This is a genomic window from Noviherbaspirillum sp., assembly GCF_035254685.1.
Taxonomy (GTDB): Bacteria; Pseudomonadota; Gammaproteobacteria; order Burkholderiales; family Burkholderiaceae_D; genus Noviherbaspirillum.
This window is the reverse complement of the sequence record NZ_DATFAI010000026.1, coordinates 87,101-110,435: the sequence shown is the minus strand read 5'-3', so window position 1 is coordinate 110,435 and position 23,335 is coordinate 87,101. Positions and strand designations below refer to the sequence as shown.

At 62.6% G+C, this 23,335-nt stretch carries 18 protein-coding genes; 12 read left to right on the top strand and 6 right to left on the bottom strand.

Features of this window, described 5'->3' with window-relative positions:
• Window positions 1–7 precede the first annotated feature (7 nt).
• On the top strand, window positions 8–1,570 hold the full coding sequence (locus VJ698_RS13500; RefSeq protein ID WP_324103289.1) for an FGGY-family carbohydrate kinase: 1,563 nt from the start codon (window positions 8–10) through the stop codon (window positions 1,568–1,570).
• A gap of 119 nt (window positions 1,571–1,689) precedes the next feature.
• Here the strand turns inward: VJ698_RS13500 and VJ698_RS13495 are convergent, their stop codons facing one another.
• The 4 genes from VJ698_RS13495 to VJ698_RS13480 are packed head-to-tail and all read right to left on the bottom strand — an operon-like array spanning window position 1,690 to window position 5,334.
• Window positions 1,690–2,814: an ABC transporter permease gene (locus tag VJ698_RS13495; RefSeq protein WP_324103288.1), complete on the bottom strand. Its 1,125-nt coding sequence runs from the start codon at window positions 2,812–2,814 to the stop codon at window positions 1,690–1,692.
• On the bottom strand, window positions 2,811–3,734 hold the full coding sequence (locus VJ698_RS13490) for an ABC transporter ATP-binding protein (protein WP_324103287.1): 924 nt from the start codon (window positions 3,732–3,734) through the stop codon (window positions 2,811–2,813). Before VJ698_RS13490 ends, VJ698_RS13495 begins: the two co-directional genes overlap by 4 nt.
• Entirely contained in the window at window positions 3,734–4,696 is a 963-nt protein-coding gene (locus tag VJ698_RS13485; RefSeq protein ID WP_324103286.1) for an HlyD family secretion protein, read from the bottom strand. The genes VJ698_RS13490 and VJ698_RS13485 overlap by 1 nt, the downstream gene beginning before the upstream one ends.
• On the bottom strand, window positions 4,693–5,334 hold the full coding sequence (locus tag VJ698_RS13480) for a TetR/AcrR family transcriptional regulator (RefSeq protein ID WP_324103285.1): 642 nt from the start codon (window positions 5,332–5,334) through the stop codon (window positions 4,693–4,695). Before VJ698_RS13480 ends, VJ698_RS13485 begins: the two co-directional genes overlap by 4 nt.
• A gap of 260 nt (window positions 5,335–5,594) precedes the next feature.
• Here VJ698_RS13480 and VJ698_RS13475 point away from each other — a divergent pair, with 260 nt between their 5' ends.
• The 3 genes from VJ698_RS13475 to VJ698_RS13465 all read left to right on the top strand — a co-directional run bounded on the left by VJ698_RS13475 (window position 5,595) and on the right by VJ698_RS13465 (window position 10,951).
• Entirely contained in the window at window positions 5,595–7,277 is a 1,683-nt protein-coding gene (locus tag VJ698_RS13475; protein ID WP_324103284.1) for a long-chain-fatty-acid--CoA ligase, read from the top strand.
• A 476-nt stretch (window positions 7,278–7,753) separates the two neighbouring features.
• Window positions 7,754–8,779, top strand: coding sequence for an AraC family transcriptional regulator (locus VJ698_RS13470; protein WP_324103283.1), 1,026 nt, complete (start codon window positions 7,754–7,756; stop codon window positions 8,777–8,779).
• A gap of 114 nt (window positions 8,780–8,893) precedes the next feature.
• Complete coding sequence (locus VJ698_RS13465; RefSeq protein ID WP_324103282.1) at window positions 8,894–10,951, top strand: UvrD-helicase domain-containing protein; 2,058 nt, start codon at window positions 8,894–8,896, stop codon at window positions 10,949–10,951.
• Between the two features lie 10 nt (window positions 10,952–10,961).
• Here VJ698_RS13465 and VJ698_RS13460 read toward each other — a convergent pair whose 3' ends face one another.
• Window positions 10,962–11,126 carry a hypothetical protein gene (locus VJ698_RS13460; protein ID WP_324103281.1) on the bottom strand — a complete coding sequence of 55 codons (165 nt, stop codon included), beginning with the start codon at window positions 11,124–11,126 and terminating at the stop codon, window positions 10,962–10,964.
• Between the two features lie 320 nt (window positions 11,127–11,446).
• Here VJ698_RS13460 and VJ698_RS13455 point away from each other — a divergent pair, with 320 nt between their 5' ends.
• Window positions 11,447–12,208 carry a hypothetical protein gene (locus VJ698_RS13455; RefSeq protein ID WP_324103280.1) on the top strand — a complete coding sequence of 254 codons (762 nt, stop codon included), beginning with the start codon at window positions 11,447–11,449 and terminating at the stop codon, window positions 12,206–12,208.
• A 20-nt stretch (window positions 12,209–12,228) separates the two neighbouring features.
• On the opposite strand, the gene VJ698_RS13450 is transcribed toward VJ698_RS13455, so the two are convergent.
• Entirely contained in the window at window positions 12,229–13,143 is a 915-nt protein-coding gene (locus VJ698_RS13450) for a queuosine salvage family protein (RefSeq protein WP_324103279.1), read from the bottom strand.
• A gap of 287 nt (window positions 13,144–13,430) precedes the next feature.
• Here VJ698_RS13450 and VJ698_RS13445 point away from each other — a divergent pair, with 287 nt between their 5' ends.
• The 7 genes from VJ698_RS13445 (at window position 13,431) to VJ698_RS13415 (ending at window position 23,268) form a co-directional block, all read left to right on the top strand.
• The gene (locus VJ698_RS13445) at window positions 13,431–14,030 is read left to right on the top strand and encodes an HD-GYP domain-containing protein (protein ID WP_324103278.1); all 600 of its coding nucleotides are present in this window, start codon (window positions 13,431–13,433) and stop codon (window positions 14,028–14,030) included.
• Between the two features lie 313 nt (window positions 14,031–14,343).
• The gene (locus tag VJ698_RS13440; RefSeq protein ID WP_324103277.1) at window positions 14,344–16,014 is read left to right on the top strand and encodes a 3-(methylthio)propionyl-CoA ligase; all 1,671 of its coding nucleotides are present in this window, start codon (window positions 14,344–14,346) and stop codon (window positions 16,012–16,014) included.
• 44 nt (window positions 16,015–16,058) lie between these two features.
• Window positions 16,059–17,774 carry a carboxylesterase/lipase family protein gene (locus VJ698_RS13435; protein WP_324103276.1) on the top strand — a complete coding sequence of 572 codons (1,716 nt, stop codon included), beginning with the start codon at window positions 16,059–16,061 and terminating at the stop codon, window positions 17,772–17,774.
• A gap of 99 nt (window positions 17,775–17,873) precedes the next feature.
• Window positions 17,874–19,094, top strand: coding sequence for an ABC transporter substrate-binding protein (locus tag VJ698_RS13430; protein WP_324103275.1), 1,221 nt, complete (start codon window positions 17,874–17,876; stop codon window positions 19,092–19,094).
• 55 nt (window positions 19,095–19,149) lie between these two features.
• On the top strand, window positions 19,150–20,289 hold the full coding sequence (locus VJ698_RS13425; protein WP_324103274.1) for an ABC transporter substrate-binding protein: 1,140 nt from the start codon (window positions 19,150–19,152) through the stop codon (window positions 20,287–20,289).
• A 239-nt stretch (window positions 20,290–20,528) separates the two neighbouring features.
• Window positions 20,529–22,019 carry a methyl-accepting chemotaxis protein gene (locus VJ698_RS13420; protein WP_324103273.1) on the top strand — a complete coding sequence of 497 codons (1,491 nt, stop codon included), beginning with the start codon at window positions 20,529–20,531 and terminating at the stop codon, window positions 22,017–22,019.
• A gap of 214 nt (window positions 22,020–22,233) precedes the next feature.
• Entirely contained in the window at window positions 22,234–23,268 is a 1,035-nt protein-coding gene (locus VJ698_RS13415; RefSeq protein WP_324103272.1) for an AraC family transcriptional regulator, read from the top strand.
• Window positions 23,269–23,335: the final 67 nt, after the last annotated feature.

Here is a 23,335-nt window from a genome sequence, read left to right as displayed (position 1 = left end):
GACACGCATGTCCAATGACTACATCCTGGCCATCGACAACGGCACGCAGAGCGTGCGCGCGCTGCTGTTCGACCTGCACGGCCGCATCGTCGCCAGGTCGCAGGTGCATCTCGACGCCTATTTCTCGGTACAGCCCGGCTGGGCCGAGCACGAACCGGAGGGCTACTGGCAGGCGCTCTGCACGGCCTGCCAGCGCTTGTGGACGGAGAATGCCATACCGAAGGAGGCCATCAAGGCCGTGGCCGTCACCACGCAGCGCGGCACGGTCATCAACCTCGACAAATTCGGCCGTCCCTTGCGCCCGGCCATCCTCTGGCTCGACCAGCGCCGCACCGACCAAGTGCCGACGCTCGGTCCATTGTGGCGCGCCGCCTTCAAGCTGGCGCGTGTGGAAGACACGGTCAACTTCTTTCTCGGAGAGGCCGAGGCTAACTGGATCAAGGCCAACCAGCCTGAGATCTGGGACAAGACCGACAAGTACCTGCTGCTGTCGGGTTACCTGAACTACCGCCTGTGCGGCGAGTTCATCGATTCCATCGGCTCGCAGGTCGGCTACGTTCCCTTCGATTACAAGGGCCTGCAATGGGCCGGCAAGCGCGACTGGAAATGGCAGGCGCTGCCGATCGAGCGTCGCATGCTGCCGACACTGGTCCCGCCCGGCACGGTCATGGGCCGCATCACCGACGCCGCTGCCGACGCCACCGGCATTCCGGTTGGTACACCGCTGCTGGCAGCCGCCGCCGACAAGGCCTGCGAAGTGATCGGCGCCGGCTGCCTCGAACAGCACATCGGTTGTCTCAGCTACGGCACCACGGCAACCATCAACACCACCAGCAGGAAATACCTCGAAGTCACGCCCTTCATCCCGCCATATCCGGCCGCCGTACCGAGTGCCTACAGCACCGAAGTGCAGATCTTCCGCGGCTACTGGATGGTCAACTGGTTCAAGGAGCAGTTCGGGCATCACGAGAAGGACCGCGCGAGCGAGCAGGGCATCGCGCCGGAAGCGTTGTTCGACGAACTCGTCAATGCGGTGCCGCCCGGTTCGATGGGCCTGATGCTGCAACCCTACTGGACGCCGGGCATCAAGGTGCCGGGGCCGGAAGCGAAAGGCGCGGTGATCGGCTTCGGCGACGTGCATACCCGCGCGCATTTTTACCGCGCGATCCTCGAAGGGTTGGCCTATGCGCTGCGCGAGGGCAAGGAACGCATCGAGAAGCGCAGCGGTGTGCCGATCACCGAGCTGCGCGTGTCCGGCGGTGGATCGCAGAGCGACGCGGCGATGCAGTTGACCGCCGACATTTTCGGCCTGCCCACGGCGCGCCCGCATGTGTACGAAACCTCCGGCCTCGGCGCGGCAATCGACGCCGCCGTCGGACTACGGCTGCATCCCGACTTCGACAGCGCGATCAAGGCCATGACGCGCATCGGCCGTGTGTTCGAGCCCCAGCGGCACAACCAGCAGATCTACGACGCCTTGTACCGTCGCGTGTACCAGCAGATGTATTCACGCCTGCAGCCGCTCTACAAGGAAATCCAGAAAATTACCGGCTATCCGCGGCTCCATTGAGGTGCCGGCGATGGAGGGCGGTTGTTCTGAAAACCTTTGTCCACGGAAAACACAGAAGACACGGAAATAAAAAGTATTTTCCGTGTCTTCTGTGTTTTCCGTGGACATCCATCATGCGCTCAATCCAGCGTCTGCCGATAGCGCTTCAATGCAACCAGTCCCGCGACGAGCATGAACAATGCGATCGGCCAGACGTTGGGCGTGACTTCCATCCAGCCGTTCCCCTTGAGCATGATGCCGCGCACGATGCGCAGGAAATGCGTGAGCGGCAGCGCTTCGCCCAGTACCTGCGCCCACTCCGGCATGCCGCGGAAGGGGAACATGAAACCGGACAGCAGCATCGACGGCAGGAAAAAGAAGAAGGTCAGTTGCATGGCCTGCAACTGGTTGCGTGCGATCGTCGAAAAGGTGAAGCCGACGGCAAGGTTGGCCGCGACGAAGACGATCAGCGCCGCCGACAGCAACACCAGGCTGCCGACCATTGGCACGTCGAACAGCAACCGGGCGGCAATCAGGATCACCGCCGTCTGCACATAACCGATGAGGATGTAGGGCGCGATCTTGCCGACCATGACTTCGAGCGGGCGCACCGGTGTCGCGAGCAGATTTTCCATGGTGCCGCGCTCGCGTTCGCGCGTCATCGCCAGCGCGGTCATCATCACCATGGTCATCGTCAGGATCACGCCGATCAGGCCAGGCACGATGTTGTAGCGCGATACGCCTTCCGGGTTGTAACGGCGCTGCGGACGGATCTCGAAGGCGGTGTCGCCCGCCTGCAGCGCGCGCGACTGTCCGGTCAGGTCGCGTGCCGCTACCTGCCTGGTGATGCCGTTCAATGCCGCCAGCGCATTGCCTGCCGCCGCTGGATCGGTGGCATCGGCCGCCAGCAAGACCACCGGCCGTTCGCCGCGCAATAGCTGCCTCCCGAAATCCGGCGGGATCACCAGCAGGAACTGCACGCGCCCTTCGTCCAGCAACTCATTGCCCTCCGCTTCGCTGCGCGGTCGTGCAGTGATGCGGAAATAGGCGGAGTTCTCCAGGCTCGCGACGAGCGTGCGCGCGAATTCGCTCTGGTCGGCCTGCACGACGGCCAGCGGCAGATGCTTGGGATCGGTGTTGATCGCATAGCCGAACAGGATCAGCTGCATGATCGGCACGACGACCATCATCGCAAAGGTCAGCCGGTCGCGCCGGATCTGGCGAAACTCCTTGATCAGGATGGCGAGCAGGCGCGACCAGTTCATGATGCGTAGTTGTCCGTCGAGTGCTGCATCAGCGCGATGAATACGTCTTCCAGCGTGGTGTCGATGCGTGTGATGTGCAGGCCGTTCTCGCGATAAGGCGCGAGCGCCGCTTCAAGCCCGGCTTCCGATGCCGCGCTGATGTGCAGCGTGGTGCCGAAGGAAGCGACATTGATGCCGGAATGCGCACGCAGGGTCTTGGCTAGTTCCGCTAGTCCGCTGCCCGATGCGGAGTAGGTGGTCAGGCCGGCGCCTGCAATCAGTTCCTTCGACGTGCCCTGCGCCAGTAGATGGCCATAGGCAATGTAGGCGAGCTGGTGGCAGCGTTCGGCCTCGTCCATGTAGTGCGTCGACACCAGCACCGTCAGGCCGTCGTGCGCGAGCTGGTGCAGATGGTCCCAGAATTCGCGTCGCGCTTTTGGATCGACACCGGCAGTGGGCTCGTCCAGCAGCAGCAATTGCGGTTCATGCAGCAGGCAGGCGGCGAGCGCGAGGCGCTGCTTCCAGCCGCCCGACAAGGCGCCCGCGAGCTGTGTGCGCCGGCTCTCCAGTCCAAGCTGCTCCAGCGTGTCTTTCACCTTGCGCCTGCGCTGCGGCACTTCATAAACGCGCGCGATGAAGTCGAGGTTTTCCTCGATGCTCAGGTCTTCGTACAGGCCGAAGCGCTGCGTCATGTAGCCGACATGGCGGCGGATCTTGCGCGATTCCTTGCGGATGTCGAAGCCGAGGCAGGTGCCGCTGCCGTCGTCCGGCGTGAGCAGGCCGCATAGCATGCGGATGGTGGTGGTCTTGCCGCTGCCGTTGGGGCCGAGGAAGCCGTAGATGCGACCGCGCCGCACCTGCATGTCGACGTGATCGACCACCACGCGTTCATCGTAGCGCTTGGTGAGGCCATACACGTCGATGATCGCTTCGCTGTCCATCACTGCGTCGCCTTCGCATTGGAAAGATGCACTTCCACCGGCTGGCCTGGGTGCAGCAGTTGTGCTTGCGCCGGTGCAGGGCGCGCCTCGATCATGAATACGAGTGTTGCGCGGTTCTCCTTGCTGTAGATGAGCGGCGCGGTGTATTCCGGCGAGCTCGACACGTAGCTGATTTTCGCCGGTATCGGCGCCTTGCAGCCATCGCATTGCAAGCTCACATCCTGCCCGAGGCGCAAGGTGCCGAGCAGGGGTTCGGGAATGAAGAAGCGCACCTTGATGTTCTGCGGCGGCAGCAAGCTCACCACAGGACTGCCGGCCTGCACGAATTCACCTTCTCGGTACAGCGTGTCGGCGACCTCGCCGGCAACCGGGATGCGCTGCGTCTTCTGTTCCAGTCGCCAGTCGGCCTGGGCGAGCTGTGCCTGCGCGGCTTTCAGTTCCTGCCGTGCAGCGTCGATCTCGTCGCTGCGCGCGCCGAGATGGGCGAGGTGCAACTGCGAGCGCAGTTCCTTCACCCGGCCCTGGTCGCGTTCGAGCGTGCTGCGCGCTTCGTCGAGGCTGGCAGGGGAAATGAACTTGTCGGCCACGAGCTGCTTGCGCCGGCTGAAGGTGTTTTCCGAAAGCTGCAGCGAGGCTTCGGCCTGCGACAGTTGCGCCTTGATCGCAGTGATCTCTTCCGGACGGCGACCTTTCTCCAGGTTCGCCAGTTGCGCCTGCGCGCGCTGTACGCGGGATGCCGCTTCCTCGCGCGCGGCGCGTTCGCTCTCCTGTTCCAGCACGAAGGCCGGCGCATTCTGCGCCACCTTGTCGCCGCGGTTCACGTACAGCTTCGCCAGCGTGCCGGCAATCGGCGTTGCCAGCCGCACGTACTCCGCTTCGGCATAGCCAGGAAAATAATCGCCGGTCTTTTCCGTGCAGCCTGCCAGCGCAGCCGCCATCATGAGCCACCACAAACGCTTCATGCCAGTCTCCGGTCCGCAACGGCCAGCCCGCGCAGCGCGAAATCGACGCGCTGCTCGACCGCCTTTTTCGATAACACTTCACGCTCCATTCTCGCCCCCAGTGCGGCGGGCACTGCGATGTTGTCCGCCAGCGCGGCACCGAGCAGCACCGGCGCCATGACCGCGCCGGCGAGGAAGCTGAATACCTGTGCGACCGGCGCCTTCACGAGTTCGCCTTCGCGTTGCGCATCGGCGATCAGGCCGGACAGTACGCCGATATGGCGCGGCAGGTTCGCCTGCAGGAATTCCACTGCGACCTGCTCCCCGGCCAATGCATCGCTTGCAATGCGCACCAGCATGGCGCGGTGCGTTCGCGCGAAATGCGCGAGAACCAGCATGGCGTTGCGCAGGTTCTGCAGCGCCGAGTCGCCTTCGCGCGCCTTGATCACCAGCATCGAGAACATCTGTTCGTACATCTGCTGCAGCAGGGTGCGGATGAAGTTGTCCTTGGTGCGGAAGTGGTAATGGAACATGCCGAGGTTCACGCCCGCGTGCTCCGCGAGCTTGCGCGCGGACAGGCCGCGGCAGCCCGTGCTGGGCAGCAGCTGCGCGCCGGCTTCCAGCAGGCGCTGGTCAATGTTCTGCGAGGGGCGTGCCATGGAATTATTATACGATCGACTAATAATAAAGCAATCACCGACGGGAAATCCGCAAATATTGCTTTCCGGCGACAGCCAGCGCTTCGGCCCGGCAGGGGGCGAAAGTTTGATCATCCCGGCCAATTTGGTGACTTGCCGAGACAAGCTTGCGCCAAGCGCTTGCCAGTGCCGCGCCGGATCAATAGGATCGATACAGAATAAGGCCTCTGCCTGGCCAATTCCCTCCCCCTTCCGAGACCCCGAGAGAACCGAGACAAAGCATGGAAAAGATCTGGCTCAAGTCCTACCCGCCAGGCGTGCCCGCTGCCATTGATTACAACCAGTACACGTCCCTGGCACACCTGCTGGAAGAAGCATTCCAGAAATACGCCACGCGTGACGCCTACGCCTGCATGGGCAAGCATCTCAGCTATGCCGAGGTGGATACGCTATCCCGCCATCTTGGCGCCTGGCTGCAGGGAAGGGGCCTGAAGAAGGGCGATCGCGTCGCGCTGATGATGCCGAATGTCCTGCAATATCCGGTGGCCATTGCCGCCGTGCTGCGCGCCGGCTTCACCGTCGTCAATATCAATCCGCTCTACACGCCGCGCGAGCTGGAACACCAGCTGAACGACTCGGGCGCGAAGGCCATCGTCATCCTCGAGAATTTCGCAACGACGCTGGATCGCGTCCTCGACAAGACGCCCGTCAAGCACATTGTCGTGGCCAGCATGGGCGACCTGTTGGGCGGACTCAAGGGTGCACTGGTGAACTTCGCGGTGCGCAAGCTGAAGAAGATGGTCCCGTCCTACCGGCTGCCCGGCGCCGTGCCCTTCAGGCGCGCGCTTGCCGAGGGCGCCCGCACCCGCCTCAGGAGCGTGCGCCTGAACCATGACGACATCGCCTTCCTGCAGTACACCGGCGGCACCACCGGCGTCTCCAAGGGAGCCATGCTGACGCACCGCAACGTCATCGCCAACATGCTGCAGAACGAAGCCTGGTCGCAGCCGGCATTGAAGAAGCTGCCGCCGAATGAAGCGCAAACCGTCGTCTGCGCGCTGCCGCTCTACCATGTGCTCGCGCTCACCGCCTGCTGCCTGTTCGGCGCGCGCGCCGGTGCGATGAACATCCTGATCCCGAATCCGCGCGACATGGCCGGCTTCGTGAAGGAACTGTCGAAGTACAAGGTCAACATCTTCCCCGGCGTGAACACGCTCTACAACGGCCTGCTGAACACGCCCGGCTTCGACAAGCTCGATTTCTCCGCGCTCAAGGTCTGCATCGGCGGCGGTATGGCGGTACAAAAAGCGGTCAACGACAAATGGCGCAAGGTCACAGGCTGCGCCATCCTCGAAGGCTACGGCCTGTCCGAAACCTCGCCCGTAGCCACTTGCAATCCGGTCGATGCGACGGAATACAGCGGCACCATTGGCCTGCCCCTTCCTTCCACCGAAATCGCCATCCTCGATGATGAAGGCAAGCCGCAGCCGATCGGCCAGCCGGGCGAGATCGCCATCCGCGGCCCGCAGGTGATGGCCGGCTACTGGAAGCGTCCCGATGAGACAGCCAAAGTGATGACGCCGGACGGCTTCTTCAAGTCGGGCGATGTCGGCGTGATGGATGAACGCGGCTATGTGCGCATCGTCGATCGCAAGAAGGACATGATCCTGGTCTCCGGTTTCAATGTCTATCCGAATGAAGTCGAAGGCGTGGTGGCTGCGCATCCCGGCGTGCTCGAATGCGCCTGCATCGGCGTGCCCGACAAGTCCTCAGGTGAAGCGGTGAAGCTGTTCGTGGTGCGCAAGGACCCATCGCTCACGGTGGAGCAGCTGATTAGCTACTGCAAGGAACAGCTCACCGCCTACAAGAAACCGAAGTACATCGAATTCCGCGACAGCCTGCCGAAGACCAATGTCGGCAAGATCCTGCGCCGCGAATTGCGGGATGAGAAGAAAGCCGCCTAACGCATAGCTGCTCGACCCTCCAGACCACACTCGCATCGGATTTGCGGCCGCTGCACAAAGAGTGTCCACGGAAAACACGGAAAGCACGGAAGATCCCGTTGTTTTCCGTAGTGCCGTTCAGTTAAGGTTGATTTTCCCTTTGGTCGTTCCCGCGAAAGCGGGGATCCATGCAGAGTTTCCAATACCGCTTCGCCATGGATCCCGCGGGGCGGCCACCCGCCTTCACGGGGAAAAAATCCTTCCAGATGCTGCCTTAACTGAGCGGCACTCCGGAAGACTCGATTGTTTTCCGTGCCTTCCGTGTTTTCCGTGGACACGAATCATCACGCCGCCATCCCGGCCACCCGCCACCTCCTCCGCAGCAGCAGCCCTTGCCGGATTGTCATCTGATTGCCGCCGGTTCCGATCCAAGGTATAAACAAGCCCCAAGAGCGTTCAAGGCGCCGCGCGTCAAACGAGAGAGGGGATCGCAAGCAATGAGTGGACGTACGACTTCCGCATCCTGGGTCCGGGGGATCGTCGGGCGCCTGAAGAGCGCTGGCCTGGACGTGCATGCCCTGTTCGATGAAGCGCAGCTTGATCTGCATGGGCTCGATGATCCCGATGCGCGCTTCGCCACCGAAAACATCAGCCGGCTGTGGGAGCTCGCGGTCGCCCGCTCCGGCGATCCGCAGATCGGGCTGGCCGTTGCGCCGGTCATGCAGCCGGCCGGATTCGATGTCGTTGCCTACGCGATGATGAGCTGCCGCAATCTGCTCGAAGGGCTGCAGTTCCTCGTGCGCTACCAGCGCATCGTCAGCGATGATGTGACGGTGTCGCTGCAGGAAGAGGAGCGCGGCTGGTGGCTGAAGATCGAACTCTCCGGCGGCAAGCGCCCGGTGCCGCCGCAGCGCATCGAATTCGTCCTCACCACGCTGCTCACCTTCCTGCGCTGGACCAGCGGGCATCCGGTCCATCCGCTCGCCGTCGAGTTTGCCCATGCCGCGCCCGCTGCGCTGCACAGGTATGCCGCTCTCTTCGAATGCACGGTCCTCTTCGGATGCACGACGGACCGGCTGCTGTTTTCCCGCAGCGACCTTGCGCTCGCGCCGCAGGCCGCCAATCCGGTGCTGGCCGAACTGCATGACCGCTACGCGCGCGAACAGCTCGCCCGCATGGGAACCGTCCCGACCAGCGTGCGCGCGCGCGAGCTGATCATCAAGCGCCTGCCCAAGGGCGATCCGGCGCGCGCCGACATCGCCGGCGCGCTCTGCATGAGCGAGCGCACATTGCAGCGGCGCCTGCAGGAAGAAGGCACCACGTTCCACCAGGTCGTGGACGATACGCGACGCGAGCTGGCGCAGCGCTACCTGCGCCAGCCACAGCTCGCGCTTGCGCAGGCCGCATGCCTGCTCGGCTTCACTGACCAGAGCACTTTCAGCCGCGCCTGCAAGCGCTGGTTCGATCTCACTCCGACGCAATACCGCAGCCGCCTCCACAGCGCATCCTCGAGCAAGGCCTGATTCCGCCGAAGCGGAAAAAGCAAGCGATTTATTCCCGTAGCGAACTGGCAACTGTCGGATGAAAAACAGGCCGCGCTGATAAAATGATCCGCTTTCGCATTACCGGTTTGCCGCATGTCACACGCCCCGCACAATGTCGCCCATGGAATGAATCGTCCGCAACGCGAGGCCGTCAACTACATGGACGGGCCATGCCTGGTGCTGGCGGGCGCGGGCTCCGGCAAGACGCGCGTGATCACGCAGAAGATCGCCAGCCTGATCGAGCAATGCGGCTATGAAGCGAAGAACATCGCCGCCGTTACCTTCACCAACAAGGCCGCGCTGGAAATGCAGGAGCGCATTGCCAAACTGCTCAAGGAACCGAAGGAAGCGAAGCATCTCACCGTCTGCACTTTCCACTCGCTGGGCGTGCAGATCTTGCGCCGCGAAGCGAAGGAACTCGGCCTCAAGGATCGCTTCTCCATCATGGACAGCGACGACTGTTTTTCACTGGTGCAGGACCTTGCCTGCACCACCGACAAGCAGTTGATCCGTCGCATCCAGACCGCCATGTCGCTCTGGAAGAACGGCCTGGTCGATCCCGACACCGCACTGAAGCATGCCGTCACCGAAGACGAGGCGCAGGCTGCGCGCATCTATCGCAATTACGTCGCCACGCTGTCCTCCTACCAGGCGGTCGACTTCGACGACCTGATCCGCCTGCCGGTCGAACTGTTCCGCAGCAACGAAGAGGTACGCGACCGTTGGCAGCGCAAGCTGCGCTACCTGCTGGTCGACGAATACCAGGACACCAACACCTGCCAGTACGAACTGGTCAAGCTGCTGGTCACCGGCCTCGGCAAGAAACCGATGTTCACTGCTGTGGGCGACGACGACCAGGCAATCTACGCATGGCGCGGCGCGACCATCGAAAACCTCAAGCAGCTGCAGGTCGATTTCCCCGACCTGAAAGTGATCAAGCTGGAGCAGAACTACCGTTCCTCCACGCGCATCCTGCAGGCGGCGAATGCGGTCATCGGCAACAATCCGAAGCTGTTCGAAAAGCAGCTCTGGTCGGAGCACGGCCTCGGCGATCCGGTGAAGGTGATGGCGATGCAGGACGACGAACAGGAGGCGGAGCAGGTCGCGATCATGATCTCCGCGCACAAGTTTGAACGGCGCGCGAAGTTTTCCGATTACGCGATTCTCTATCGCGGCAACCACCAGGCGCGCGTGATCGAACAGGCGCTGCGCAAGGAGCGCATCCCGTACACCATCTCGGGCGGGCAGAGCTTTTTCGATCGCGCCGAGATCAAGGACATCGTTTCCTACTTGCGGCTGGTGGCGAATGAAGACGACGATCCCGCCTTCATCCGCGCCGTCACCACGCCCAAGCGCGGCGTCGGACAATCAACGCTCGAAGCGCTCGGCGCCTTCGCCGGCCAATGGCAATGCTCGCTGTTCGAAGCGGTGTTCAAGGGCGGCATTGAAGCGAAACTCGCTGACCGTCAGCTCAACCCCTTGCGTGAATTCTGTCACTTCATCAACGGCCTCGAAGCACGCGCTTCCAAGCGCGGCGAGAATGCCGCCGAACTGCTCGACGAGATGATGAAGGAGATCCATTACGAGTCCTACCTGTACGAGACCTTCGACGAGCGCCAGGCGCAGTCGAAGTGGCAGAACGTGCTCGACTTCACCACGTGGCTGAAAGAGAAGGGCACCGGCGGCAAGGATGGCAGTGGCGAAGAAAAGAGCCTGCTCGAACTCACGCAAATGGTCGCGCTGATGACCATGCTGGAAGGGAAGGACGAAGAGCCGGATGCGGTGCGCATGTCTACGCTGCACGCCTCGAAGGGGCTGGAATTTCCGCACGTGTTCCTGGTCGGCGTGGAAGAGGGCATCCTGCCGCACAAGGGCGATCCCGATGCGCCGATCGAGACACTGGGCGCGCGCATCGAGGAAGAGCGTCGATTGATGTATGTCGGCATCACCCGCGCGCAGCGCAGCCTGCACGTCACCTGGTGCAAGAAGCGCAAGCGGGCGCGCGAAAGCGTGAACTGCGATCCGTCACGCTTCATCAAGGAGATGAAGCTCGACGAGGGAGATGCGGTGCCGAAGGAAGACGAAGTACTGACGCCCCAGGCCCGGCTGGCGAACCTGAAGGCCTTGCTGTCGAAGACGCCGGTGGCCTGACGGCTGATCCTTAGCAGCGGCCTTTCCTGGCCTGTCCCGGCGGGCAATGGTAACCGCCGCCGCCACCTCCGCCGCCCGAAATGATGACCTGCGCAGCGGGGTATTCCGGGACGACGACACAGCCGGACAATCCGAGGCTGGATACGGCAATGAAGGCGGACAAAAGGTATTTCATGTCGTTGATGCAAGAGATAAGGTGAGCGTGACGGCGGCTCGCGGTCAGGTGGTCGCTCAGTGGAACAGGCGCGAAGATAGCGGGGGGATGCCGTTCGGTCAACGAATGAGAGGGAAAGTTACATTCCTGCAGCGCGGAGCGCTACAAGATATTGCTGTGCGGAACTAAATCGTAGATTCCCCCCTCATAGCCTTGTCACAGACAGGCAAAGCTGCGGGGGAGACATCATGGCCCAGTCCACGGGAACAAGAAAATCAGGTCGACGTCATCGGAACAGGCAGTCCGGATGTTCACACGGCACGTCATCAATCCAGTCCGCAATGCCGTCGCCGGATACGCCGGTGCACAACGAGGAATCGGGAAGCGCGAGCTATCCATCTCCTGCGCTGCTGGCCGGTTCCGGCGATGCACAGCCGAAGCCGGTGGATCAGGAGCCGGCCCTGCCGATGATCATTCCGCAGCGGCTTCCGGCACTGCAGATCGAACCCCACACAGCGCAGGCCGCGCATGAATCAGCGCGCAAGTTCCCGGCCATCGTCCAGGCGATTCTGATCAGCGCTTGCCTGACCGTCGCACTGATCGCCGTGGTGGGCCTGTTCAAGAGCAACCGTGTCGCGACGCAGGTGGCGCGCGCCGATGCAGATGCGGCAGTTGTCGTTCCCGCATCGCCGGCCGCGGGCGGCACATCAGAAACGGCTGCGACGAAGAACGTGACCAAGGTGCGCCCGGCACATGAGAAGGCCCGCACGGCTGCAAGCGCACACAGGCCGACTGAAACGAAAACCGCTCACGCGCGCTCAGAGCGTGCCATGCATGCGGTAGCCGCCAGCCCAAGGAAGAAAGCCGCCTCGACGCTCGCCAAGGCGTCGAACAAGCCGCATGAAGAGCGCTCCAGCACGCTGCTTGCGCAGAACAGCGCAGCGCTGCCCATCAAGACAAGTGGAGCCCAGGATGAATATGCGCAGTGCGAACAGCAAAGTAGCTTCTTCCGGCGCGAGCAGTGCAAGTGGCGCGTCTGCGGCGGGAAGTGGGGACAGGACGGCTGCCCCTCTTACACAAACGACAACCGCGAATTCAACTAGCGTGTGCAACACGCATCGGCTCAATAATCGGTCGTGATCGTCAGGTGATACGGAATCGCGCCGCACGCGTGCCGGTTCTGCCATAGCACGTTCACCATCGCATGTTCCGACACGCCCAGGTGCTGCGCCATCGCTTGCGCCCCGAGCACTGTCGCTGAGCGGATCGCACGCTCCTCATCGCTCTGGCGCAGGATCAGGGCATGGCTGTCGATCTTCGCCGCCAGTTCCGGCGCGAAGCGCAGCACCTTGATGGAACGCATCACGCGCGGCATCTGATAGCTGGCTGCGACGGTGATGTCGCAATCGACATCCACGCCTTGCTCGAACAGGTAGCCCGCAAACCACATCACTGCAAGTTGCGCGCGCACCAGGTAGGGATCCTGGCCATAGGACATCGGAAAGCGTTGCGCCAGCCGCTGTGCATCATCGGAAGTCAGGCGGCCGGACTTGGCGGCGTCGACGAGTTCGGATGCCGCCTGCTCCAGCTGGTCGCCGAACAGGATCTCGCGCAGGAACTGCGCACGGCGGCGCGGCATGGAGATATCGCCGAGCGCATCGACGACAGCCTGCTCCTCGCCCGATCCGAGGCATGCGCGCAACTCGCGCGGCGTCGCATTGTCGCCCCAGAGATGATCAAGCGCCGCCTGCAATCCTTGCGCGCCGCCCTCGCCGCGCCAGTGATAACGCGCCATCCCATCCGGAGTCGGCGTCCAGAACATGAAGTTCATGCTGTTCAGGGCGATGCCGTACGCTGCCGCGCCTTCCGGTGTCTGTCCCGCGGGCTTTCCCACCAGCCCGACAGTCAGGTGGCTGAATCGATCGCCACGTGCCGGCAGGCGTGTGATCGCCTCTTGGTCAATGGCGACGAGCGCCGGTTGGTAATCGAGGCGGGCCTGGGCGAGGAGGCGTTGTTTGGCGGTGTGTGAAGTATGCATGCCGGCTCCGGGACTGTTGCGGAGGAAGGATACTCGACAACAGGGACTTTGCGCCACTCCACTGAAGGTCGATGCGCTCCAATGCAAGCCAGGCAATGGCGTTCTCAGGGCATTCGCAAGGCATCAACAGGATGATGCAGCACCGTATCGCGACATCAGGCATGCACTGCATTGTTCCAAGACGAGTACAATCTTCTCCATGCGTTTCAACAGAAAACCCGCAACATCGCCATGCGATGCCTGCGGCGAAAAACATGAAACGCGGAGAGTGATCCCGAGGAGCCGCCATGCAGGAATTGTTGAAGTTCAGCGCCTTGCATCGCTATACGAAAGCGCTATCTGTCGCGTTGCATGAGCGCGACCCCTACACACGCTTCCATTGCGAGCGCGTGATCAATCTCGCGACCGAAGTCGGCATCGCCTGCAAGCTGGCCGACCGCGAGCTTGTACTCCTCGGTGTGAGCGCGTCGTTTCACGACGTCGGCAAGATCGGCATTCCCGACAGCGTGCTGCGCAAGCCAGGCAAGCTCGATGCTGACGAATGGGAAATCATGAAGACCCACTCCGAGCGCGGCGAGCGCATCCTGCGCGCCACGTCGCTGCCGGATGCGCCTGCTGTGGCAAATATCATCCGGCATCATCACGAACACTTCGATGGCAGCGGCTATCCGGATGCGCTCTCCGGCGACGGCATTCCGCTTTTGGCGCGCATCCTGTCGATGGCGGACAGTTACGACGCCATGGCGACGGTGCGCGCTTACCACCGGCCGCGCACGCACGAAGAAATCCTTGCCGCCATGCGCGCGGAAGTCGGCATCAAGTTCGATCCGTCGATGTTCGCGCACTTCGAGGAAGTCATCGAGAAAAGCCCGTCGCGCACGAAGTAGGACGCGCCGACGCCGCGTTGCGGCAAGAACCCGTTGTCCCGAAAAGCCATTAAGTTGGCCGCAAGAGTCACTGACGCGCGTCGGCAAACATCCTACAGTCTCCACAACAACCAATCCGCCATGCGTTCGCAAAAAAAGAGCGCGGCAAGGAGACATGCCATGCCATTCCGCTGCACCTAATTCCTTTCATCAGGCCATTCGCGCCGATCGTCAACCGTGATCGATGTACTCCCGCCGCAGGGCAGGAGCAGGCCGCTGTTGTCTTCAAAAAAACGGGTACGCCATTCATACGCAACCAGACCAGGAGCAGTCGATGCCACCTCTGTCACAGCACCAGGAAACCCTCGAGAGCCCGTTGATGGGCCAGATGATGACCGAGCCCATGCTCATTTCCTCGCTCATCAGGCACGCCGATCGCTATTTCGGCGACACCGAAATCGTGTCGCGACGTGTCGAGGGCGACATCCATCGCTACACCTGGCGCGACTGCCATCGGCGCGCGCGGCAGATGGCGCGCACCCTGCGCGAGCTGGGCGTGAAGATCGGCGACCGCGTCGCGACACTGGCCTGGAACGGCTACCGGCACCTGGAGCTGTATTACGCGATCTCCGGCTCGGGCGCGGTGCTGCACACCGTTAACCCGCGCCTGCATGCCGACCAGGTCGCCTACATTCTGAACCATGCGCAGGACCAGTACGTGTTCTTCGACCTGACCTTCCTGCCGCTGGTCGAGGCGGTGGCGCCAGCGTGCAAGTCGGTAAGGGGATTCGTACTGATGTGCGATCGCGACCGCATGCCGGCAAAGAGCAGCATCCCCGATCTGCTTTGCTACGAAGACCTGGTTGCATGGAGTTCGCCCAACTTCGAATGGCCGACATTTGACGAGAATGCCGCTGCCTGCCTGTGCTACACCTCGGGCACCACCGGCAATCCGAAGGGCGTGCTGTACTCGCATCGTTCCACCATCCTCCACTCCTATGCATCGGCCATGCCCGATGCCCTCTGTGTCTCCAGCCGCGAGGTGATCCTGCCCGTGGTGCCGATGTTCCACGTGAACGCGTGGGGCTTGCCGTATTCGGCGGCATTGGCAGGCGCCAAGCTGGTTTTCCCCGGACCTGCCCTGGACGGCAAGTCGCTGCACGACTTGTTCGAACAGGAGCAGGTCACTTTTTCCGCCGGGGTGCCGACGGTGTGGAACGGACTGCTCGCGCATGTCGGCAAGAACAAGCTGTACTTCTCCTCACTCAAGCGCGTGGTGGTCGGCGGTTCGGCCTGTCCGCCGGCGATGATGGATGCCTTCCGCTTCGAGCATGACGTGGAAGTCGTGCACGCCTGGGGCATGACCGAGATGTCGCCGCTCGGCACGGTCGGCACGCTGCAATCGCGCCATCTCAATCTGCCCGAAGAGCGGAAGAAGGCAATCCTGCAGAAGCAGGGTCATGTCGTGTACGGCGTCGATATCAAGATCGTCGACGACGACGGCAAGGAACTGCCATGGGACGGCAAGGCGCGTGGCAGCCTGCTGGCCAAAGGTTCGTGGGTCATCAATGGCTATTACCGCGGCGAAGGCGGCACGGTGCTGCAAGACGGCTGGTTCCCCACCGGCGACGTCGCCACCATCGATCCCGACGGCTATCTGCAGATCGCCGACCGCACCAAGGACGTCATCAAGTCCGGTGGCGAATGGATCGGCTCCATCGACCTTGAAAACATCGCTGCTGCGCATCCGGCAGTGCAGCAGGCTGCGTGCATCGGCGTGTCGCATCCGAAATGGGACGAGCGGCCCTTGCTGGTCGTCGTGAAGAAGCCCGGCACGGCGGTCAGCAAGGATGAACTGCTGGCCTTCTATGACGGCAGGATCGCGAAATGGTGGACGCCGGACGATGTCGTGTTCGTGGATGAACTGCCGATCGGTGCGACGGGAAAGATTCTGAAGAACCGGATACGGGAACAGTATCGCGACTACAAGCTGCCCACGGCGTGACGCGGCAGCTTCAAGCAGATGTCAACAACAACAGGGAGGAGAACATGAAAACAGGAACGACAGCATTGCTGGCCACGCTGCTTGCGGCCGGAAGCATTCTCGCCGGATGCGGCGGCGGCAGCAGCGGCCCCGAAGTGCGCAGCACCACGTACGGCGAAATCGTCGGCGTGGATGACAGCGCAAGCAGCGGTACCTATTACTGGCAGGGCGTGCCCTACGCCAAACCGCCGGTCGGCGACCTGCGCTGGAAGGCGCCGGTCGAGCCGACTGCCTGGGGCGCGCCGCTGCAGGCGAAGAAGTTCGGCAATGCCTGTATCCAGAACGGCCGTCTCTACGGCCCCGGCGCCAACAACACCTATGACGCCACCATCGGCACCACGCTCAACACGCCGGTCGGCAGCGAGGACTGCCTGACGCTCAACATCTGGCGCCCCGCCACCGGCGACGCCAACCTGCCGGTGATCTTCTTCATCTACGGCGGCAGCAACATCTCCGGCTATTCCGCCGACCCGGTCTACAACGGCGCCAACCTGGCGAAAACCGCCAATGCCGTGGTCGTCACCGCGAACTACCGTGTCGGCCCGTTCGGCTTCTTCAACATGCCGCAACTGAAGACCGGTGCGAATGCGCTAGATGATTCCGGCAACTACGCCATCCTCGACCAGATCCAGGTGCTCAAGTTCATCCAGAACAACATCGGCAACTTCGGCGGCAACAAGGGCAACGTCACCATCATGGGCCAGTCCGCGGGCGCGATCAACGTCTATGCGCTGCTGACTTCGCCGCTGACTGCCGGCCTGTTCCACAAGGCGATTCCGCTGAGCGGCGGCATCTCCTTCGCCTCCGAACTGCCGCCCGGATCGATTGCGATCATGAACCCGGCCTCGACTTACCAGGCACAGGCGACGTCATTGCTTTACAACCTGCTGATCGCGGACGGCCTCGCCACTGACACTGCATCGGCGCAGCAGTACGCCGCCACGCAGAGCAATGCGCAGATCGCCGCCTACCTGCGCGGCAAGAGCGCTTCCACCCTCCTCGGCACGCTGCTGGCGAAGGGCCTCACCGGCTCCAATCCGATCCCGGACGGCGCCGTGGTGTCGACCGATCCGATCGCCGCGATCAATGCCGGCAACTACCGCAAGGTGCCTATCCTCGCCGGAAACACGACCGAGGAAGGCAAGCTGTTCGCCTCCTTCCTTGCGCTCTCGCCGGCGCTGGGCGGCAAGCCGGGCTTCATCGTCAGCGATGCCACGCGCTTCAACATGATGTTCAACTTCAACGGCGACGCGCCCACCACGCTCACCGACGCCAGCATCATCGATCCGTACTACTTGCCGGTGGACACGCCGACGACCGGCTACAACGCGCGCACTGCGCTGGTCGGCAACCTGCTGTTCACCAGCAACCGCGACAGCGTGCTCAATGCGCTGCGCACGCAGCAGTCCAACGTCTGGTATTACCAGTTCGCGTGGAAGCAGAACCCCGCGCCGTGGAACGACGTGTACGGCGCGGCGCACGCCTATGACCTGCCCTTCGTGTTCGGCAACTTCGGCCCGTCGCTGTTCTCCAGTTCCATCGTCAGCACGGCCAACCGTCCGGGACGGCTGGCGCTGTCGAACGCGATGATGAGCGTCGTGGCCGCCTTCGCCCGCAACGGTGATCCCAACACTTCCACGCTCGGCGTGAACTGGGAGCCGTGGCCGAAGAAGCTGACCTTCGATGCCAGTTTGACGCAGGCGCAGATCAGCACGCAGTAAAACACCTGCGTCACACGCCACCGCTGAATGGCTCCTTCCCCCTTGCAGGGGGAAGGGATCATACAACGCACCTTTTCAATCACCTTGGAGACAAAACCAATGAAACATCGCATGATGCGCGCCGCCGTGTGCGCCGCCCTCCTGTCGCTCGCCGGCCTGTCGCACGCACAGCAGAAGATTTCCGACGATGTCGTCAAGATCGGCATCCTCACTGACATGTCCGGCCTGTATTCCGACCTGAGCGGCGAAGGCTCTGTCGTCGCTGCGAAAATGGCGGTCGAGGACTTCGGCGGCAAGGTGCTCGGCAAGCCGATCGAGGTGATTGCCTCCGACCACCAGAACAAGTCCGACGTCGCCGCCGGCAAGGCGCGCGAATGGTTCGACGCGCAGAAGGTCGACATGATCAACGACCTCGTCACCTCGAGCACTGCGCTCGCCGTGGTCGAGATCGCGAAGCAGAAGAACCGCATCGCCATCGTCAACGGTGCCGGCTCGACCCGCCTGACCAACGAGGCCTGTACGCCGAACAGCATCAACTATGCATGGGATACCTATGCGCTGGCCAACGGAACGGCCAACGCCGTGGTGAAGCAGGGCGGCGATTCGTGGTACTTCATCACTGCCGATTACGCCTTCGGCCATTCGCTCGAGAAGGATGCGAGCGACGTCATCAAGGCCAACGGCGGCAAGGTGCTCGGCAGCGCCAAGCATCCGCTGAGCGCCTCCGACTTTTCTTCCTTCCTATTGCAGGCGCAGACTTCCGGCGCGAAGATCATCGGCCTGGCCAATGCCGGCGGCGACGCGGTCAACGCGATCAAGGCAGCCAATGAATTCGGCATCGGCAAATCCGGCAAACAGCACCTTGCCTCGCTGCTGCTCACCATCAACGACATCCACAGCCTCGGCCTGAATGTGGCGCAAGGCCTGTACGGCACCGAAGCCTTCTACTGGGACCTGAATGACGAAACCCGCGCCTGGTCGAAGCGCTTCGCGGCGAAGATGAAGAAGATGCCGAACATGATCCATGCCGGTGTGTATTCATCGACCATGCATTACCTGAAAGCGGTGCAAGCTGCCGGCACCGACGAGGCCGGCGCGGTGATGAAGAAGATGAAGGAAATGCCGATCAATGACTTCTTTGCGAAGAACGGCAAGATCCGCGAAGACGGTCGCATGGTGCACGACATGTACCTCGTGCAGGTGAAGAAGCCGTCGGAATCGAAGGGGGCCTGGGATTACTACCACGTGAAGGCCGTGATCCCTGGCGACCAGGCCTACCAGCCGCTCTCGAAGAGCGCCTGTCCGCTCGTGAAGAAGTAGCCACAGCAATGCATGCCACGTACGCCACGCATGCGACGTCTCACAGGAGGAAATCATGCACACCATCAAGACCATGTTTGCCCTCACCACTGCTTTCTTCCTGTCCGTCTTCCCGCATTCGGCGCGTGCCGAGGATGTGCGCATCGGTTTCGTCAACGGCCTGAGCGGACCGATCGCCGAAACCGCGCAGGACATCCTCAAGGTCTCGCGTGCCTATGTCGAGCAGGTCAATGCGAGCGGCGGCGTGCATGGCAGGAAACTGGTGCTGGTGGCGCGCGACGATCAATACGATCCAGGCAAGACGGCGGCGCTGGTCGAGGATGTGATCGTCAACGACAAGGTGGTGGCACTGGTCAACAGCGCCGGCACCGCGCCCATTATCGCCGTCATCAAGTCGGGCGTGCTGGCGCACCACAAGGTGCCGCTGGTGGGCGTCTTCAGCGGTTCCGCCGCGTTGCGCGGGCCGGGCTCGGCGGAGATCTTCCATACCCGTCCGACCTATGGCGAGGAAGTGCTGAAGATCGCGCGCCTCGCGTCCACGCTCGGGCTGCGGCGCATCGCCGTGCTGTACCAGGAAGACGCCTTCGGGCAAGGCATCCTGCAGAGCGTCGCGGAAGGCGAGAAGAAATTCAATCTCGAAGTCATCCTCAAGGCCGGCTACCATCCGGGCACGCGCGATTTCGCCGCACAGGCGAAAGCGATCGTGGCGGCCCATCCGCAAGCGGTGTTCATGATGGGCGTGCCGGATTCGACCTACCAGTTCGTCAAGGCATGGGATGCGCCAACCGGTTACGCGCAGCTGTACACGCTGTCCTTCGTGACCTCGCAGAAGCTGGCGGAAATTGCCGGCGAAGCGAAGGCGCGCGGCATCGGCATTTCGCAGGTGGTGCCGAATCCGAATTCCACCGTGCTGCCGCTGATGAAGGATTACCAGTCACTCCTGCGCAGCTTCTACGGCAAGGACATTCCGTCCAATCCGGTGACGCTGGAAGGCTACCTGAACATCCGGCTGGTGGTGGAAGCGATCAAGGCGGCCGGTCCGAACCCGAGCGGCGACAAGGTGATGCAGGCGCTGGCTGCAATGCGTGATTTCAGGCTGGGCGGCTATCCGATCGATTTTTCCGGCAGCAAGCGCACCGGTTCCAATTACCTTGATATCGCCGTCGTCGGTCGGGATGCTCGCTTGTTGTACTGACTGTTGGTTACAAGAATCGGCGCGATGTTGCGCGCATGCTATCCGTCGACTTCCCATCTGCAGGGTTCTTGAAATTGCCGTAAAGTAATAGGGCGCATTTCATCGAAAGAGTTTGCCTGTCGACGCAATGCGTCCTTCTGATCCCGGCGGTTTCGCTGTCGTGACAGTCGGAGGAGGCACCATAACCACAACAACAAGTGCGCACGTTCTGAGTCAGACTTTATCGAACAGAAGGCCCTATGCACACCCATCATCCAACTCATCCAACATTTCGCACACAACTCATCATCGCATTCGCCATCATGCTGCTCGCACTGGCGGCAATCCTCGCCACAGAAGCAAGCGGCGGCAATCGCGACATCGCTATCGGCATTGCCATCGCAGGACTGCTCGCCGGCGCGGCATGCGCATGGTGGAGCATGCGCAGCCTTGCGCGCAGCCTGCGCGAAACAGCGGCCACGGCGCGGCACCTGGCGGACGGCGACTTGTCCGCGCCGATCGCGACCGACGCATCGGGAGAATTCGGCGAGCTGCTGCGCGCGCTGCATGACATCAGTGCGCGCATGTTCACTGTCGTTGCCGGCGTGCGCACCGGCACCACGGCGGTGGCGACCATGTCCTCCATGCTCACCAGCGACAATACCGCGCTGTCCTCGCGCACCGAATCGCAGGCGAGCTCGCTGCAGGAAACAGCTTCCTCCATGGAAGAGCTGACCTCGACAGTGCAGCAGAACGCCGCCAACGCGCATGAAGCGAACAGGCTGGCCGGCTCGGCATCGCAGACCGCTGCCAAGGGCGGACAGGTCGTGCGCGACGTGGTGCAGACCATGGGCCGCATCCGCGACAGCTCGCGCAAGGTGGTGGACATCATCGGCGTGATCGATGGCATCGCCTTCCAGACCAATATCCTCGCGCTCAATGCCGCAGTGGAAGCTGCGCGTGCCGGCGAACAGGGGCGCGGCTTCGCGGTGGTCGCTGCCGAAGTGCGCACGCTGGCGCAGCGTTCCGCCGCTGCCGCGAAGGAGATCAAGCAGCTGATCGGCGACTCGGTGGACAGCGTCGAGACCGGCGGCCGCCTGGTGGACGAGGCGGGCGCGACCATGCAGGAAATCATCGATTCGGTCGAGCAGGTGACGGCGATCATGAACGAGATCAGCAATGCCAGCCGCGAACAGAGCACCGGCATCGAAGAGATTAACCGCGCCATCGTCCAGATCGATTCCACCACCCAGCAGAACGCAGCCCTGGTGGAAGATGCCGCACGCGCCACCGCGCACCTGCATGAACAGGCGGTGAACCTGACCAGCGCGGTCGCCGGTTTCAATCTCGGCGCGCGCGAATTCGGCAACGCCGACGAAGCCGCTGCGATGGTGCGTTCCGCTCTCGGCTTCCTGAAAGCCAATGGCAAGAATGCGCTGATCGATGAAATCAAGAAGCTCGGCCGTGGCCGCTTCATCGATCGCGACCTTTACCTGAGCATCTATTCCGAGGACGCGATGTGCGTCGCGCACGGCGCCAATCCGCGTCTGGTCGGCATCGACGGCAAGACCTTCAAGGATCCGGACGGCAAACTGTTCGTGAAGGAAATCGTCGACAAGGTCAAGGCCAGCGGTTCCGGCTGGGTGGACTACAAGTGGACGCATCCGGTGACGAAGAAAATGCAGATCAAGTCCGCGTATTCCGAAAAGGCCGGCGACATCATTGTGTCTTGCGGTTTTTACAAGCTGTAAGCGCAGCGGCACCCTCGCAAACAGCCCGCCGCCAAGGCGGGCTTTGTTTTTTTGCGGGCCGATGCGTCCGCTGCGGCAATGCGCTATATTTGTGCAAACAGAGCGGCCGCCAACAAGAGCCGCCTTCCGCCAGTGGACTGGCAACGTTCAATCAACAGAGAGACATGGCACCAATCACAGCCCGGCTCCTTGTGCAGCGAGGAGAAGAGCACCCATGACAGGACGCACGATTTCGGCTGCATGGGTCAAGGGAATTGCGGAGATCATTCAGGCGGAACATCTGGATGCGCGCGCCCTGTTTGCGGAAGCGGGCCTCGAAATCGACGCGCTGCAGCATCCCGAAGCACGCTTCGAGCCGGAAAAGATCAGCGTGCTGTGGGAGCTGGCCGCGCAGCGCTCCGGCAACTCCGCCGTCGGCCTGAACATTCCTCCTGCCGCCACGCCGGCCAGCTTCGATGCTGTCGCCTACGTGATGATGTCCTGTCCCAACCTGCGCGCCGCGCTGGAGCGGTTGGTGCGCTATCTGCGCATCGTCAGCGACGCCGCCGATATCACCCTCCACAACAACGCCGGCGGCTACAGCATCCATGTCACGCTGTACGGCGGCGGACGGCCTGTGCCGCGCCAGCGCGTCGAGTTCGTGCTGGCCACGATGCTCAATTTCTGCCGCTGGCTGAGCGGCCGTGACCTGCGTCCCCTGGCAGTTGATTTCGCCAATCCCGAGCCGGAGAACATGCAGCCTTACGAGCAGGCCTTCCATTGTCCGCTGCGCTTCAATGCACCGCAGCACCGCCTGCTGTTCTCGCACGAAGACATGACGCAGCCGCTGCCGACCTCCAACCCGATGCTCGCCGAGCTGCATGACCGCTATGCAGGCGAGCACCTGAACCGGCTGGAGAGCGCGCGCATCAGCTTCAAGGCGCGCGAGCTCATCATCCGCCACCTGCCCGACGGCGACCCGCTGCGTGCCGACATCGCGAAACACCTGCACATGAGCGAACGCACCTTGCAGCGCCGCCTGCAGGAAGAAGGCACCTCCTTCAACCAGCTCGTCGACGACATCCGCCACGAACTCGCGCGCGACCGCCTCGGCCAGCACAACGTCACGCTCTCCCAGATCGCCTACCTGCTCGGCTTCGCCGACCAGAGCACCTTCTTCCGCGCCTGCAAGCGCTGGTTCGGCATGTCACCCGGCGAGTACCGCGCACGACTGGGACAGGAGCCGGGACGAGCAGACGCGCTACCGTAGAGTGTCAGGCTAAGACTGACACGGGCGCCAGTGCTTATCCATAGCGAAAAACTTTCTGTCCACGGAA